The following is a 16,037-nucleotide window of genomic DNA, read 5'->3' as shown; positions in this document are numbered from 1 at the left end:
CAGTCTATCAATTGACGACTCGTTGCGCTGTACCGCTGAAAAAGCCCCGGGCGTTTTCCGCCAGTTGGCCGACGATCCGTTGCCTGGCCTCGCGGCTGCCCCAGGCGTTGTGCGGCGTGACGATCAGCCGGGGGATATCACCTGCCAGCAGCGGATTGCCCTGGGTCGGCGGCTCCACGCTCAACACGTCGGTGGCCGCCCCGCCCAGGTGACCGCTGCGCAGCGCATCGGCCAGTGCCTGTTCGTCGATGAGGCCACCGCGTGCGGTGTTGACTACGAACGCGCCGGGTTTGAGCGACGCCAGTTCACGCGCGCCAATGAAGTGGCGGGTGTGCTCGTTGAGCGGGCAATGCAAGGTCAAGGCATCCACCGCGGGTAGCAGTTGGTCCAGGGCCACGCGGTCCGCACGGGCGGGCCTTCCTGGAATCTGCCCCAGCAGCACGCGCATGCCGAAGGCTTCGGCCAGCCGTGCGACGGCGCCACCCAGTTCGCCATGGCCGAGCAGCCCGAGGGTCTTGCCCTGCAGTTCGACGATCGGGTAGTCCAGCAGGCAGAACTGCGAAGCCTGTTGCCAGCGACCTTCGCCCACGGCTTTTTGATAGTCGCCCAGGCGCGTCGCCAGGTTCAGTAGCAGCATGATCGTGTGCTGGGCCACCGACGGTGTGCCATAGCCCTGGCAGTTGCTGACGACGATGCCATGGCTGCGGGCAGCGGCGAGGTCGACGTTATTGGTGCCGGTGGCGCTGATCAGGATCAGCTTCAGTTCAGGGTTGGCGGCCATCGCGGCTGCGTCGATCACGACCTTGTTGGTGATCGCCACCGTGGCGCCCTCGAGCCGGCCTGCCACCTCATCCGGGCGGGTGCCGGGGAACAGCTGCAGTTCGGTGAAGCAATCGCGCAATGGAGCCAGCTCCAGGTCGCCGAGGTCCAGTGAAGCGTGATCGAGGAAAACTGCGCGTGCGGTATTGGTCATCAGCTGTACCTGTCATGTAGAAGACTGAAGGCGTAATGTGGCGAGCCTATCAGAAGAGTTGCCGTGGCGAGGGAGCTTGCTCCCGCTGGCCTGCAAGGCAAGGCCCCGATACGCGACGAGCGACTGCTGCGTAGCCGAGCGGGAGCAAGCTCCTCGCCACGGATTTCATTCAACAAAGATTGTCGCCAGGAGCACCACCATGTACCTCGCCGAATTTCTCACTGTCGCCCTGATCCACCTGTTGGCCGTGGCCAGCCCTGGCCCGGACTTCGCCGTGGTGGTCCGCGAAAGCGTGACCCACGGCCGCCGCGCCGGGACCTGGACGGCGTTGGGGGTCGGCACGGCGATTTTCCTGCACGTGGGGTATTCGTTGCTGGGCATCGGCCTGATCGTGTCCCAGTCGATCGTGCTGTTCAACGCCTTGAAGTGGGCCGCCGCCGCTTACCTGCTGTACATCGGCTTCAAGGCCCTGCGCGCCCAGCCGGCCAAGGCGAGCCAGGAAAACCTGCACAAGGAGGCAGGTGAGCGCACCGCTCGGGGCGCGTTTACCGCCGGCTTCGTTACCAACGGCCTGAACCCCAAGGCGACGCTGTTCTTCCTCTCCCTGTTTACCGTGGTCATCAATCCCCATACGCCCCTGGCGATCCAGGCCGGCTACGGTGTGTACCTGGCGGTTGCCACGGCGGCCTGGTTCTGCATGGTTGCAATGTTGTTCAGCCAGGCGCGGGTACGTGCCGGTTTTGCCCGCATGGGCCATTGGTTCGACCGGACCATGGGCGCCGTGCTGATCGCCATCGGCGTGAAACTGGCGTTTACCGAGGCCCATTGAACGAGTTGAGCGAATCCTGATGATGGCTCAAGGCTAGTGTTTGCGGGCGGATCAAATCATTCCTTCGGCTGATTTGATCCGCGGACAAGCGCTTTAAAGTGCTTACTTTTCCAGCCAAGACCGTGCAGTCAGAAAAGGGATTCCTATGTTGCAGACTCGCGTTATTCCTCCAGCCGAGGGCGTTTACCAATACCCGTTGCTGATCAAGCGGCTGCTGATGTCCGGCGCACGCTATGAGAAAACCCGCGAGATCATCTACCGGGACCAGTTGCGCTACAGCTACCCCACCCTGATCGAGCGCGTCGCACGGCTGGCCAACGTGCTGACCGAGGCCGGGGTGAAAGCCGGGGATACCGTGGCGGTCATGGACTGGGACAGCCATCGGTACCTGGAATGCATGTTCGCGATCCCGATGATCGGCGCGGTGATCCATACCATCAACGTGCGACTGTCGCCGGAACAGATCCTCTACACCATGAACCACGCCGAGGATCGCTTCGTGCTGGTCAACAGCGAGTTCGTCGGCTTGTACCAGGCGATCGCCGGCCAGCTGACAACGGTGAAAAAGACGCTACTGCTGACCGACCAGCCGGACAAGACCGCCGACCTGCCCGACCTCGTGGGCGAGTACGAGCAACTGCTGGCCGGCGCCAGTCCGACCTACGATTTCCAGGATTTCGACGAAAACTCCGTCGCCACCACGTTCTATACCACCGGCACCACGGGCAACCCCAAGGGCGTGTATTTCACCCATCGGCAGTTGGTGCTGCACACCCTGGGTGTGTCGACCATCATGGGCGCCATCGACAGCGTGCGCCTGCTGGGCACCAACGACGTGTACATGCCCATCACACCCATGTTCCACGTTCACGCCTGGGGCTTGCCGTACGTGGCAACCATGCTCGGCCTCAAGCAGGTCTACCCAGGTCGCTACGACCCGGAGTTCCTGGTGGAGCTGTGGCGCAAGGAAAAGGTCACTTTTTCCCACTGCGTGCCGACCATCCTGCAAATGGTCCTCAACGCCAAGGGCGCCCAGGACACCGATTTCGGCGGCTGGAAAATCGTCATCGGCGGCAGCGCCCTGAACCGCAGCCTGTACGAGGCTGCTAAGGCCAAGGGCATCCAGCTCACCGCCGCCTACGGCATGTCCGAAACCGGCCCGTTGGTGTCCTGCGCCCACCTCAACGATGAGTTGATGGCCGGCGGCGAAGACGAGCGCATCACTTATCGGATCAAGGCCGGCGTGCCAGGGCCACTGGTGGAGGCAGCGATCGTCGACGGCGAGGGCCGCTTCCTTCCCGCCGATGGCGAAACCCAGGGCGAATTGGTATTGCGCGCGCCATGGCTCACCGAAGGTTATTTCAACGAACCGCAAAAGGGCGCCGAACTCTGGAGTGGCGGCTGGTTGCACACTGGCGACGTCGCCACGCTCGACGGCATGGGCTTCATCGACATTCGCGACCGCATCAAGGATGTGATCAAGACCGGCGGCGAATGGATCTCGTCCCTGGACCTGGAAGACCTTATCAGTCGGCATGTGGCGGTACGCGAAGTAGCAGTGGTCGGCATTCCCGACCCGCAATGGGGCGAGCGGCCGTTTGCCTTGCTGGTCGTTCGTGAGGGGCACCAGATCGGGGCTCGCGAGCTCAAGGAGCACCTCAAGCCGTTTGTCGAGCTGGGGCACCTGAGCAAATGGGCGATCCCAAGCCAGATTGCCCTTGTTACGGAAATTCCCAAGACCAGCGTCGGCAAGCTCGACAAGAAACGTATCCGCGTCGACATCACCGAATGGCAGAGCAACAACAGCACCTTCCTTTCGACGCTTTGAGCGTCCTCGCCGTGCCCGAAAAGGGCACGGCAGCCCCACCAAGCAAGCGCTTGTCTTGTTAAATAGGAAATTTCAGCCATCCTTGCCGTGCCGACAAACGTCGGCCTGGCGAAGGACTGTTCCAGAGTGGTCGGGGGCTGCAAATCACACTTTAGAGGGATCAAGCCGTACTACCTGCTGGCTATAGTCCGCTCAAGGCTTTTCGGAATGGGACGCGCGTGCCAGCACGGCGAAGGGTTTCCGGAAACGTCTACTGCCATAACAATAAAACACATGGAGTTGCGTCGATGACCTCAGCAAACACTTTCTGGCGCCGGGCAAAACTGCCTCTGGCCGTCAGTCTTGCCTCCTCGCTCGCCGGCCCGGCATTCGGCGTCAGCTTCAACATTGGTGAAATCGAAGGCCAGTTCGATTCGTCCCTGTCGGTCGGCGCGAGCTGGTCCACGGCCAAGGCCAACCGCGACCTGATTGGTGTGAACAACGGCGGCAAGGGCCTGTCCCAGACTTCCGATGACGGCCACCTGAACTTCAAGCGTGGGGAAACCTTCTCGAAGATCTTCAAGGGCATCCACGATCTTGAACTGAAATACGGCGACACCGGTGTGTTTGTGCGTGGCAAATACTGGTACGACTTTGAACTCAAGGACGAAAATCGTCTTTTCAAAGACATCAGCGACAGCAACCGCAAGGAAGGCGCCAAGTCTTCCGGCGGTCAGATCCTTGATGCATTCGTCTACCACAACTACGCGATTGCCGATCAACCGGGGTCGGTCCGCCTGGGCAAGCAGGTCGTCAGCTGGGGTGAGAGCACCTTCATCCAGGGCGGTATCAACGCCATCAACCCGGTCGACGTGTCCGCGTTCCGTCGTCCAGGCGCCGAGGTCAAGGAAGGCCTGATCCCGGTCAACATGTTCTATGTGTCCCAGAGCTTGACCGATAACCTGTCGGCTGAAGCCTTCTACCAAATTGAGTGGGATCAGACCGTCGTAGATAACTGCGGGACGTTCTTCTCCCAGCCGGATGTGATTGCCGATGGGTGCTCGGACAATCTGCGGGTGTTGAACAAACGATCCACCATTCCTGGTGCGTTCTTGCCGTTGCTGTCCGCAAACGGCGTAGACATCAACGAAGAAGGTGTGTTGGTGCGCCGTGGACCCGACCGTGATGCCAGGGACACTGGCCAATGGGGCGCTTCCCTGAAGTACATGTTCGAGCCGCTGGACACTGAGTTCGGTGCCTACTTCATGAACTACCACAGCCGCGCACCTATCTTTAGTGCGACCGGTGCGCCACAGTCCGTCTACAACGGTGCGCCATTTCTCGGCCCTCTGGCTCCGCTGGTCATTGCCGGCAACTCTCAATACTTTGTCGAGTACCCGGAAGACATACGCCTTTACGGCTTGAGCTTCTCCACTACTCTGCCCACCGGCACGGCATGGAGCGGTGAACTGAGTTATCGGCCGAATGCACCAGTTCAACTGAGCACCACAGATATCCTGTTTGCCGGGGTTCGTCCGCTGGGCGGTCCCGTGCTGGGCAACGCTTCGCTGCTCACCGGGGTACCGGGCCAGGATCTGCACGGTTATCGCCGTAAGGAAATCACTCAATTCCAGACCACGTTCACTCACTTCCTTGACCAAGTCATGGGCGCCAGCCGTCTCACCCTGGTGGGTGAAGTTGGCGTGACCCACGTAGGCGGCCTGGAAAGCAAGTCCGACCTTCGTTACGGCCGTGATCCAGTGTTCGGCCCAGGACAGCTTCCTGGCGGCGCATGCGACCTGCTCAATACCTCTACCGGAAATGGCGCGGGCTTGCCTGGCAGCACCGGTTTGAATACCAACTGCAACAACGACGGCTTCACCACCGCCACTTCCTGGGGCTACCGCGCTCGTGCCATCTGGGACTACCCGGACGTTTTCGCCGGTGTGAACCTCAAGCCCAACGTGGCCTGGTCCCATGACGTTAAAGGCTACTCGCCAGGCCCTGGCGCCAACTTCGAGGAAGGTCGCAAGGCCGTCAGCCTCGGGCTGGATGCCGAGTACCAGAACACCTACAACGCGAGCCTGGCCTACACCAACTTCTTTGGCGGGGATTTCAGTACCGTGGACGACCGGGATTTCGTGGCGCTCAGCGTCGGCGTGAACTTCTAAGCACCGTATTTCAGGACGACACACTATGAAAATAACAAAGAATCTGTTGCAAGTCGGAGCGCTGGGGTTGTCCCTGCTGGCGGCCAGCGTCATGGCCGCCGTGCCTGCGGCCGAGGCCGATAAGCTGGGCAAGAGCCTGACGCCGATGGGCGCCGAGATGGCGGGTAACGCCGATGGTTCGATTTCGGCCTGGAAACCCATGGCCAAGAACGCCGGTAGCGTGGACGGCAAGGGTTTCCTCGCCGATCCGTACGCCAGTGAAAAACCGTTGTTCACGATCACCGCGCAAAACGTCGACCAGTACAAGGACAAACTCGCCCCCGGCCAGTACGCGATGTTCAAGCGCTACCCGGAAACCTTCAAGATGCCGGTCTACACGACCCATCGCGGCGCAACCGTGCCCGATGACGTGTTGGCCTCCATCAAGAAAAACGCCGTGAACACCAAACTGGTGGGCGGCGGCAACGGCCTGGAGAATTTCGAGACGGCCGTGCCGTTCCCGATTCCCCAGAGCGGACTCGAAGTGATCTGGAACCACATCACCCGTTATCGCGGCGGCAGCGTGACCCGCCTGGTGACCCAGGCCACGCCGCAGCCAAACGGTTCGTACAACCTGGTGTACTTCCAGGATCAGTTCGTCTTCCGCGACAAGATCAAGGGCTTCGATCCGGCCAACCCGGGCAACGTGCTGTTCTACTTCAAGCAGCAAGTGACCGCGCCGGCACGCCTGGCGGGTACCGTGCTGCTGGTTCACGAAACCCTCGACCAGGTGAAGGAACCACGCAAGGCCTGGATCTACAACGCCGGCCAACGCCGTGTGCGCCAGGCCCCGCAAGTCGCCTATGACGGCCCGGGTACCGCCGCCGACGGCCTGCGCACCTCCGACAACCTGGACATGTACAACGGCGCGCCGGATCGTTACGACTGGAAGCTTGAAGGCAAGAAAGAGCTGTACATCGCCTCCAACAGCCACAAGATCGATTCGCCGCAACTCAAGTACGCCGACATCCTCAAGGCCGGCCACATCAACCAGGACTTGGCGCGCTATGAACTGCGTCGTGTCTGGCACGTGACCGCGACCCTGAAGGAAGGCCAGCGCCATATCTACGCCAAGCGTGACTTCTATATCGACGAAGACACCTGGCAAGCGGCGGTCATCGACCACTACGACGGTCGTGGCCAACTGTGGCGCGTGGCCGAGGCCCATGCCGAGAACTACTACGACAAGCAAGTGCCGTGGTACGCCCTGGAAACCCTCTACGACCTGCAGTCCGGTCGTTACCTGGCCCTGGGCATGAAGAACGAAGAGAAATCGGCCTACGACTTCGGCTTCACCGCGTCCACCAGCGACTTCACCCCAGCGGCGCTGCGCCAGGAAGGCGTTCGCTAACCGCTTTGCCCGAGGCCGCATCCTCGAAAAAACGCCCCGACTGGTTCGGGGCGTTTTTTTTTGCCAACGCATATCTTTTGTGGCGAGGGAGCTTGCTCCCGCTGGACTGCGAAGCAGTCCCAGATCAAACCTTCCCACGGTATCCGATAAGCCAGGGCGGTCCGTTTTGGGGGGCGCTTCGCAACCCAGCGGGAGCAAGCTGCCTCGCCACAACCGCCATAAACAATCTGTAGTCTTTTTGTAGCCATTTGTAGCACTCCCTTCAATACGTCCTCGTTTACGGCTAGTCTGCGGACATCTGCAACGCCGCCACCCGCATCCCAACAAGAGCCGGCCATGACTGATCTGTCTTCACTCCCGGATTCTTCCCGCGCAGCCTTCGCGGTACAGGAAGGGCGCTTTTATCGCCCCCCTTTGCCCGATGGGCACGTCGTGCGGCCGCGGTTGTGCGAGCGCCTGAGCGCTGGGCTCGGTGGCCGGTTGCTGTTGGTGAGCGCCCCGGCGGGGTTCGGCAAGAGCTCGTTGGCGGTGGAGTTTTGCCAGGGTTTGCCGACGCATTGGCACAGCCTCTGGTTGGGGCTCAGTGCCAGGGACAACGATCCGGGGCGTTTCCTGGAGCGGTTGCTTGAAGGGCTCCAGGCGTTTTTCCCCCAGTTGGGCGGCCAGGCGTTGGGCCTGTTGAAGATGCGCCAGCGCCACCAGCCCTTTGCTTTCGAGGAATGGCTGGACGGCCTGCTGGACGAGCTGTCCGGGCATCTATCGCCACGGGCGCCCTTGCTGCTGGTGCTCGATGACTACCATCTCGCCCAGAGTCCGGTGCTGGATCGCTGCTTGCAGTTTTTCCTCAACCACTTGCCCGATGGGTTGCTGGTGCTGGTGACCAGTCGCCAGCGGCCGGACTGGCATCTGGCGCGTTTGCGCCTGTCGCGCCAGTTGCTCGAGCTCAACGAGCAGGACCTGCGCCTGACCCACGACGAAGCGCTGACGCTGCTTCAGCACCACAGCAGTTCACTGCGTGGGGAAGCCTTGGAAAACCTGATCCAGCGCAGCGAAGGCTGGGTCGCCGGGCTGCGTTTCTGGCTGCTGGCTGCTTCCGAGGCCGGCAGCGAGGGGCGATTGCCCCAAGCCCTGCACGGGGGGGAAGGGCTGATCCGTGACTATCTGCTGGAAGAAGTCATCGATTGCCTGCCCGCCGAGGTGCAAGCGTTTCTCTACGACATCGCCCCGCAGGAACGCTTTTGCAGCGAGCTGTGCGATGCGGTGCGCGACGCCCACGACAGCCAGGAAATTCTCCAATACCTGGCGGCCCATCAGGTTTTCCTCGTGCCGCTGGACGAGCACGGGCGCTGGTATCGCTTCCATCACCTGTTTTCCGATCTGTTGCGCAGTCGGCCCAGCGCGCAAGCCATGGTGCCGGGCGCAACGTTGCACCTGCGCGCCTGTCGCTGGTTCAACGCCCAAGGCCTGATCGATGAAGCCGTGGAGCAGGCGCTGCGCGCCGGGCATCTGGACGTGGCGGCAAACCTGGTGCAAAACCTTTCGGAGGAACAACTGCTGGCCGAACAGAATGTCGGTATGTTGCTGCGCTGGAAAATGGACCTGCCCGACAGCCTGCTCATCAGCACGCCGCGCTTGATCGTGCTCTACAGCTGGGCCTTGGGCCTGGCCTGCCAACTCGATGCCGCGCAGGAGCTGGCCGCTCATTTGAGCCGCTTCCTGCCGGCCCCGTCGGCCACCGCGCATAAATCCATGCTCGCCCAGTGGCTGGCCCTGAGCGGCATCGTCGCCCGTGGCCGTGGCGATCGCCAGGCCACCCTTCGCTATTGCACCGAAGCCCTGGAAAGCCTGCCGCAAAAACGTTACGGACAACGCCTGATGTGCTTGTCCACCTTGTCGAACCTGGCGATTGCCGACGGCGACCTGTGGCGCGCCCGGGCGCTGAACCGCGATTCCCTGGAACTGGCGCAGCGGGTCGGCAACCCACTCTTCGAGGCTTTGGCCCATTACGATCGCGCCCGGGTGTTGCAGGCCCGAGGGGAAATCCTGAGGGCGCTCGATGAGGTGAAACAGGGCTTGCAGCGCTTGCACGCGCTCTCGCCTCAACGGTTGTATGCGGTGCGCGCGCGACTGGTCCTGTACGAAGGTTTCCTGTTGACGCTGCGCATGCAATCCACGGCCGGGTTGGCGCGGTTGCAGGCAGGCCTCACTGAAGCCCGTGCCTGCCGGGATATCAGCGTGTTGATCGGCCATTGCGTGATCGCCCGCGTCGAAGGCCACGCGGGCGAATTTGCCCGAGCCTTTGCCGAACTGGCCGAAGCCGAGCGCCTGATGCATATCTGGGATGTTCCGCCGGTGTACTACCTGGCGATGATCACCCTTGTGAAATGCGAGCTCTGGTTGGCCCAGGGTCGCACTGAACTGGCCGAAGCCTGGCTGGCGCGGCTGGGGCAGACCTATACCGGCGAACGGGCCGCCGCGCCACCGGAATTCCATCCGCAACTGCCGCTGCATGTCGAGCTGCAACAAGCCCTGCTGGAGTCCATCCGCGGCCAGCCGATGCAGGCTGAAGGGCGGCTCGATGCGTTGCTCCAGCACGCCCAGCAAACCGGACGGCAGATGCTCGCCGTGATGGTGCTCAACCAGAAAGTCGCCTTGCTGCTGAGCGTGGGCCGCGAACCCGATGCGCGCGGCACATTGGCCGAGGCTTTCGAAGCCGCCATCGGGGGGGCGCTGCAGCCATTTGAATGGTTGTTCAAGGAGCGTCCCGAATGGTTGCGTGAGCAACTGCTGCAAGCTCCGCACAGCGAGTTGCGTCAACAGTTGCTCGATCGTTTACCGTCGACGGTACTGCCTGTCGAGGCCGCGCCATCGGTGGAGACCCTCAGCAGCCGGGAGCGAGCGGTGCTGCAACTGATTGCCCAGGGATGTTCCAATCAGGAGATCAGCGAGCAACTGTTCATCTCGCTGCACACGGTGAAGACCCACGCCAGCCATATCAACAGCAAGCTCGGCGTCGAGCGCCGCACCCAGGCCGTGGCTCGGGCCAAGGCGTTGGGATTGTTGGGATGACGATGCTGTGAGAAACCTGTGGCGAGGGAGCTTGCTCCCGCTGGGTTGCGAAGCGGACCCCAACATCAAGCGCCGCGGTGTATCAGGCTTTGCATGGGGCTGCTTCATGCCAGCGGGAGCAAGCTCCCTCGCCACAAGCACCTATTGGGTTTGAGCCAAGGAATCACTCGAATGTTGCCGTTGTACAAAACCATCCCATCCCCGGTCGGCGAGCTGATCCTCGTTGCTCGCGACGCCAAGCTGGCAGCCATCCTGTGGGAAAACGAACGGCTCAACCGGGTGCGCCTCGGACCGCTGGAGCTCGACAGCGATCACCCGACCCTCAAGGAGGCCGAGCGCCAGTTGCTTGAATATTTCGCCGGTCAGCGCCGCCAGTTCGAGCTGGCACTGGACTTCGCCGGCACTTACTTCCAGGTGCGGGTCTGGCAGGCGTTGCTGACCATCCCGTTCGGCGAAACCCGCAGTTATCGCGACATCGCCATCCAGATCGGCCAACCGACCGCGACCCGGGCGGTAGGGGCGGCCAACGGCCGCAATCCGATCTCGATCATCGCCCCGTGTCATCGGGTCATCGGTACATCAGGCAGCCTCACCGGTTTCGCCGGCGGCCTCGCCGCCAAACAGTATTTGCTCAGCCTTGAAGGCCAGCAGAGCCTGCAATTGGCATTCTGACCTGGCCCAACCCCCCTGTGGGAGCGAGCTTGCTCGCGAAAGCGGTCGTTCAGTTGCATAGGCGTTGATGACCTCTGACAGCAAGTGATCAGCTCATTGGGTTTTTTGGCGACAGCATGCGCGTTGGCGGCTTGCCATCGGCATTGTGTTGATAGATTCGCGCCGGTTGCCCCTGTTCGTTGAAAAATACCTGGCCGATCCCGGCCGAGTTCCATAACCGTTCCCCGGCCTCGGCGTGTTCCGGGACATGGGGAACGATGCGCATGCTGCGGCGCTTGGTGAACCAGTTCAACGGCGAACGGGGTGAATAGAGCCAGCGGTTCAGGCGGTCGAACCACTCCAGCAACGCCGGCGGAAATTCATTCTTGATGCCGCTGCTGGTGATCTGCCAGACGCGCGGGCCACCCTTGCGATGTGGGATCAATACCTCGTAGACGAACGAATAATGCACGTCGCCGGACAGCACCACGTAGCTGCCCGGTGTGCGCGAGTGTCGGAAGATATTCAGGATCACCTGGGCCGCGCCACGGTGGGCCATCCAGTTCTCCGCGTCCACCAGCAGCGGGTAGCCGCACCAGCTGAACACCCGTTGTACGGTCTCGATCAGCTTGACGCCAAAAATCGGCGCCGGCGAGACGATGATCGCCGAAGGGTGGTCGAGCAATTCTTGTTGCAGTTCGCTCAGGGCCTCCCAATCCAGCAGGCCCGACGGCTGCTTGAGACTGTTCTCGCTGCGCCAACGGCGAGTACGGGTGTCGAGGACCACCAGCGCCGGGGTCGTCGGCAACACGTAATGCCATTGTTGGAAACTGAGCAATCTATCGATCAACGCATCCTGGGGGGCGCTGTCGATGTAGCGGTCCTGGGCGGTTCCGCTCAAGGCCACGGTTTGCTGGATGACCTCACCAAAGGCATCCGGGTTGTTGCCCCAGCCCTGGCAGAGCATGTAGGCGATCAATGCATTGCCGATGATGCGCTTGGAGAAGGGATGACCGTAGGCGGTTTCTTCCCATTGGGCGGACAGGTTCCAGTCGTCCGTGATGTCGTGATCATCGAAGATCATCAGGCAGGACAGGTGAGCAAATACCCGCGCCACGCCGTCCAGCCCGGTCTTGAAGGCCTCGATCCGTTGGTGTTCCAGCTCGTAGCGCTGGCGCCGATCGACGGTCAGTTCCGGCGGTTGCGGATCGATCAGCGTCCACGGCACGGGTGACCACACCAGCAAATACATCGCCATGACTTCAGCGAAGGTCACCAAGTGATTATCGGCGCTGCTGCTGGTAAAGATCGGCTTGCGCGCCCCGCCGAAAAATCGTTCCCGCAGGGTTTCGTTGCTTTCCAGTGCCGGCAGCAGATCGGCGCGGTGGTAGTAACTGGCCGGGTGTTGGTAAAGCTTGGCGCTGTCTTGCACCACCGCGCCTTCAAGGCACTCTTCAAACAGCCCAAGGCGCTCGATCAAGGCATGGATCGCCCGCAGCATCGGGCCCGCCACATCATCGGCATACACCTGGTCGCCGCTCATCATCAGCAGCGCCGGCCGTTGTTCGGGGGATTGCGCCAACAACCGGTCGACGCAGAGCAATCCGTCGTTGGCGGGGAAATGGGGTTTGCGGCAGGAGCCGTGGACCAGTTGGTCGATGCGCGAATGCACCATGAAACTTGGACACCGTGCATCGCCATACACCAGATGCGGCGCCCATTCGGCGATGCCGGCACCGTCCACCAGCAGGTCATAGTCAATCGCCGCGTCCAGCGGCAGGGCGGTATCGAGTTGCACATCGATCAAATGCACAAACGCGTGGCGGCCCACCGGCACCACCGTGCAATGCAGGGCGTCGAGTTGCAGATCGGCTGCGCCGTCCAGCCGCAAGGTCAACGCCAACGGCCGCGAGCCCACCAGCCACATCACCAGCCGCCGGGGCTCCAGCCGCCGCAGCAGCGGGCCTACAAGGACGGAGGGCAGGGTGCAAGAGGTGTCGGAAGAGGACGGCAACATGCGTGGAAAAGCTCTGCTTTCAAAGGAAAGCGAGGATCATAACGCAATGTGCCCGAGGGCTGTGGAGGCTGCACTGGTGTGGCGAGGGAGCAAGCTCCCTCGCCACAAGACTTAGCTCATGCCCAGCCAGTTCGGCAATGCCAACGAGATCCATGGCACATAAGTAATCAGCACCAGGAACGCCAGCAGGATCATCAGCCACGGCATGGCCGCGCGGATGGTCGCTGTCAACGACATGCCGGTTACCGCCGAGGTGACGAACAGGTTCAGCCCCACCGGCGGTGTGATCAGGCCGATCTCCAGGTTCACCACCATGATGATGCCCAGGTGGATCGGGTCGATGCCCAGTTTCATGGCGATGGGGAACAGGATCGGCGCCAGGATCAGGATGATCGCCGACGGCTCCATGAACGCACCGGCAATCAGCAGCACGATGTTCACCACCAGCAGGAAGGTCACCGGCGTCAGCCCGGCTTCGATCACCCACGCAGTGATCTGCTGCGGCAGTTGCTCGGTGGTCAGCACGTGGGCGAAGAGCATGGCGTTGGCGATGATGAACATCAGCATGATGCTCAACTTGGCCGACTCCAACAGCACCTTGGGCGTTTCGCGGAACGTCAGGTCCTTGTAGACGAACAGTGCGATAAACGCTGAGTAGACCGCCGCCACGGCTGCTGCTTCGGTGGGTGTGAACATCCCCGAATATATCCCGCCGAGGATGATCACCATGAGCAGCAGGCCCCAGCCTGCCTTGCGCGCTGCCGTCAGCCATTCACGCAAGGTTGCCCTGGGCATGGCCGGCAGGTTTTTCTTCACCGCGACAATGTAGATCACCACCATCAAGGCGGTCCCAAGCAGCAGGCCCGGTATCACACCGGCCATGAACAACTTGCCCACCGAGGTTTCGGTCGCGGCGGCGTACACCACCATGACGATCGACGGCGGGATCAAGATGCCCAGGGTGCCCGCGTTACAGACAATACCCGCGCCAAATGCCTGCGGATAACCCGAACGCACCATGCCGGCGATGGCAATGGAACCCACCGCCGCCACCGTCGCGGGGCTGGAGCCGGACAAGGCGGCAAACAGCATGCACGCCAGCACCGCCGCAATCGCCAGGCCGCCACGGATGTGGCCGACGCAGGCGTTGGCAAAGTCGATCAGCCGTCGCGCCACGCCGCCCGTGGTCATGAACGCACCGGCCAGCAGGAAGAACGGAATCGCCAGCAGGGTGTAGTGTTCGCTGGTTTCGAACAGCTTGATCGCCAGGGAACGTACCGAGTCGGGGCTGAAGAAAATGATCGTCAGCGATCCGGCCAGGCCCAGGGAAATCGCGATCGGCACGCCGATAAACATCAGCACGAACAGCGCGAGGAACAGGAAGGCAATGGTCATGGCTTGTCTTCCTCGATATCGGTCAGTTTGATCGCTTCCGCCGCTTCATCGGCCAGGCCCAGGCCTGTCTGACGATTCATCAGGATGCGTACGAGAATTTCCGCAAAGCGGATGAATACCAACGCGAATCCTACGGGCACGATCAGCCCGATATGCCATTGCATGATGCCGAAGTGGCCGAGGTCTTCGGCGCCGATCTCGGCAATCATCAAGGTATTGATCCACTCGAAACTCGCCACCGCGAGCAACCCGGCATAACCCAGGCAGCACAGGCAGGCGATCACGCCGATGTAGCGTTGCACCGGTTTGCTCGCCAGTTTCACCAGCGCATCGACACCGATGTGCCCGGCGGTGCGCACGCCGTAGGACAAGCCGAAGAAAATCAACCAGCCGAACAGCGCCTTGGTCAAGGAGCTGCTCCAGGTCATGGCCTGGGCCATGCCCATGATGCCGTCACCGATGGCGAACATGGGCTCGCTGGCGGCCGGCCAGTTGTCGCCAAGGCTGTAGAACACCGCATAAAGGTTGTTGAGGACCACGTAGACGAAGGTGACCAACGTCATGGCGGCCAAAAGGAAGGCAATGAAAGCTTCCTCGAAATGTTCCCAAGTGCGCCGAAGGGCGTTCATGGATGGCATCTCCTGCAGGGAGGACGACAGGTCGGCGCTGCCATGACGGCAGCGCCGGCCAACCCATTACTGAGCCTTGTTGGAGGCTTCGGCGGCCTTGATCAGGTCGGCACCGATGTCACCTTCGAACTTCTTCCACACCGGTTTCATCTTCTCGCGCCATTCGTTGCGCTGTTCAGGGGTGAGCGTAATGATCTCGGTGGTCTTGGCGTTGATAATGTTCTGCTTGTCTTTCTGGTTCAGTTGCTCGGCTTCTTTGTTCACGTGCTTGGTAACTTCCACCACGATCTTGTCCAGTTCGGTACGAACGTCTGGGTCCAGGCCGTTCCAGAACTTGGTGTTGGTGATCAGCATGTAGTCGAGCAAGCCGTGGTTGGACTCGGTGATGTACTTCTGAACTTCATGCATTTTCTGGCTGTAGATGTTCGAGTACGGGTTTTCCGCACCGTTGACCACGCCAGTCTGCAGGCCTTGGTACACCTCGGCGAAGCTCATCTTGCGCGGGTTGGCGTTCACCGCCTTGAACTGTTCTTCCAGTACAGCCGACGCCTGAACGCGGAACTTCAGGCCACGGGCGTCCTTGGGTTCGCGCAGTGGCTTGTTGGCGGACAATTGCTTCATGCCGTTGTGCCAATAGGCCAGGCCGGTGATGTTCTTGCTTTCCATGGACTTGAGCAGTTTCTGGCCCTCTGGGCTCAGCTGGAAGCGGTCCACGGCGGAGATGTCATCGAACAGAAAGGGCAGGTCAAACAACTGCACTGTCTTGGTGTACTGCTCGAACTTGGCCAGGGACGGGGCGATCATCTGCACGTCGCCCAACAGCAGGGCTTCCATTTCCTTGCCGTCGCCGAACAGCGAGGAGTTAGGGTACACCTCGACTTTGACTTTGCCTGGCAGGCGTTCTTCCACCAACTTCTTGAACAGCAGCGCGCCCTGGCCCTTTGGCGTTTGTTCAGCCACCACGTGCGAGAACTTGATGACCACCGGATCAGCCGCCATGGCGGTGCTCAGCGCGCTGAGAGCCAGCGTGCAGACGAGTGCTTTCCACATAGGTTTAAACATTGGGGTTTCCTTTTATTTTTAGTTTCGCCCGTGCGGGCTCATTC

11 protein-coding genes are annotated in these 16,037 nt (G+C 61.5%); 6 read left to right on the top strand and 5 right to left on the bottom strand.

Annotated elements, in window-relative coordinates:
- Positions 1–7 precede the first annotated feature (7 nt).
- A complete protein-coding gene (locus J3P90_RS21395; protein ID WP_434609611.1) occupies positions 8–973 on the bottom strand; it encodes a 2-hydroxyacid dehydrogenase in 966 nt (321 codons plus the stop codon).
- Positions 974–1,172: 199 nt separating this feature from the next.
- Between J3P90_RS21395 and J3P90_RS21390 the strand changes: the two genes are divergently transcribed.
- The 6 genes from J3P90_RS21390 (at position 1,173) to J3P90_RS21365 (ending at position 10,911) form a co-directional block, all read left to right on the top strand.
- Positions 1,173–1,802 (top strand): LysE family transporter, encoded by a 630-nt coding sequence (locus J3P90_RS21390; RefSeq protein ID WP_434562373.1) that lies wholly within the window; start codon positions 1,173–1,175, stop codon positions 1,800–1,802.
- A gap of 145 nt (positions 1,803–1,947) precedes the next feature.
- Complete coding sequence (locus J3P90_RS21385; protein WP_434675368.1) at positions 1,948–3,630, top strand: fatty acid--CoA ligase; 1,683 nt, start codon at positions 1,948–1,950, stop codon at positions 3,628–3,630.
- Between the two features lie 287 nt (positions 3,631–3,917).
- Positions 3,918–5,780: a DUF1302 domain-containing protein gene (locus tag J3P90_RS21380; RefSeq protein WP_434675367.1), complete on the top strand. Its 1,863-nt coding sequence runs from the start codon at positions 3,918–3,920 to the stop codon at positions 5,778–5,780.
- A gap of 25 nt (positions 5,781–5,805) precedes the next feature.
- Positions 5,806–7,170: a DUF1329 domain-containing protein gene (locus J3P90_RS21375; RefSeq protein ID WP_420764098.1), complete on the top strand. Its 1,365-nt coding sequence runs from the start codon at positions 5,806–5,808 to the stop codon at positions 7,168–7,170.
- A gap of 336 nt (positions 7,171–7,506) precedes the next feature.
- The gene (locus J3P90_RS21370; RefSeq protein WP_434675366.1) at positions 7,507–10,239 is read left to right on the top strand and encodes a LuxR C-terminal-related transcriptional regulator; all 2,733 of its coding nucleotides are present in this window, start codon (positions 7,507–7,509) and stop codon (positions 10,237–10,239) included.
- 171 nt (positions 10,240–10,410) lie between these two features.
- Positions 10,411–10,911: a methylated-DNA--[protein]-cysteine S-methyltransferase gene (locus tag J3P90_RS21365; RefSeq protein WP_434675365.1), complete on the top strand. Its 501-nt coding sequence runs from the start codon at positions 10,411–10,413 to the stop codon at positions 10,909–10,911.
- Between the two features lie 88 nt (positions 10,912–10,999).
- On the opposite strand, the gene J3P90_RS21360 is transcribed toward J3P90_RS21365, so the two are convergent.
- From J3P90_RS21360 to dctP, 4 genes are all read right to left on the bottom strand, one after another.
- Entirely contained in the window at positions 11,000–12,907 is a 1,908-nt protein-coding gene (locus J3P90_RS21360) for an alkaline phosphatase D family protein (RefSeq protein ID WP_434675364.1), read from the bottom strand.
- 111 nt (positions 12,908–13,018) lie between these two features.
- Positions 13,019–14,302, bottom strand: coding sequence for a C4-dicarboxylate TRAP transporter large permease protein DctM (gene dctM, locus J3P90_RS21355; protein ID WP_420764102.1), 1,284 nt, complete (start codon positions 14,300–14,302; stop codon positions 13,019–13,021).
- A complete protein-coding gene (locus tag J3P90_RS21350; RefSeq protein ID WP_420764103.1) occupies positions 14,299–14,931 on the bottom strand; it encodes a TRAP transporter small permease in 633 nt (210 codons plus the stop codon). The genes dctM and J3P90_RS21350 overlap by 4 nt, the downstream gene beginning before the upstream one ends.
- Before the next feature lie 66 nt (positions 14,932–14,997).
- On the bottom strand, positions 14,998–15,993 hold the full coding sequence (gene dctP, locus J3P90_RS21345; protein ID WP_434609626.1) for a C4-dicarboxylate TRAP substrate-binding protein DctP: 996 nt from the start codon (positions 15,991–15,993) through the stop codon (positions 14,998–15,000).
- Between the last annotated feature and the right edge of the window lie 44 nt (positions 15,994–16,037).

This window comes from Pseudomonas sp. D3-10, from assembly GCF_051132175.1.
Classification (GTDB): domain Bacteria; phylum Pseudomonadota; class Gammaproteobacteria; order Pseudomonadales; family Pseudomonadaceae; genus Aquipseudomonas.
Note: the sequence above shows the minus strand (reverse complement) of the source record. Positions and strands in the feature narration are given on the sequence as shown.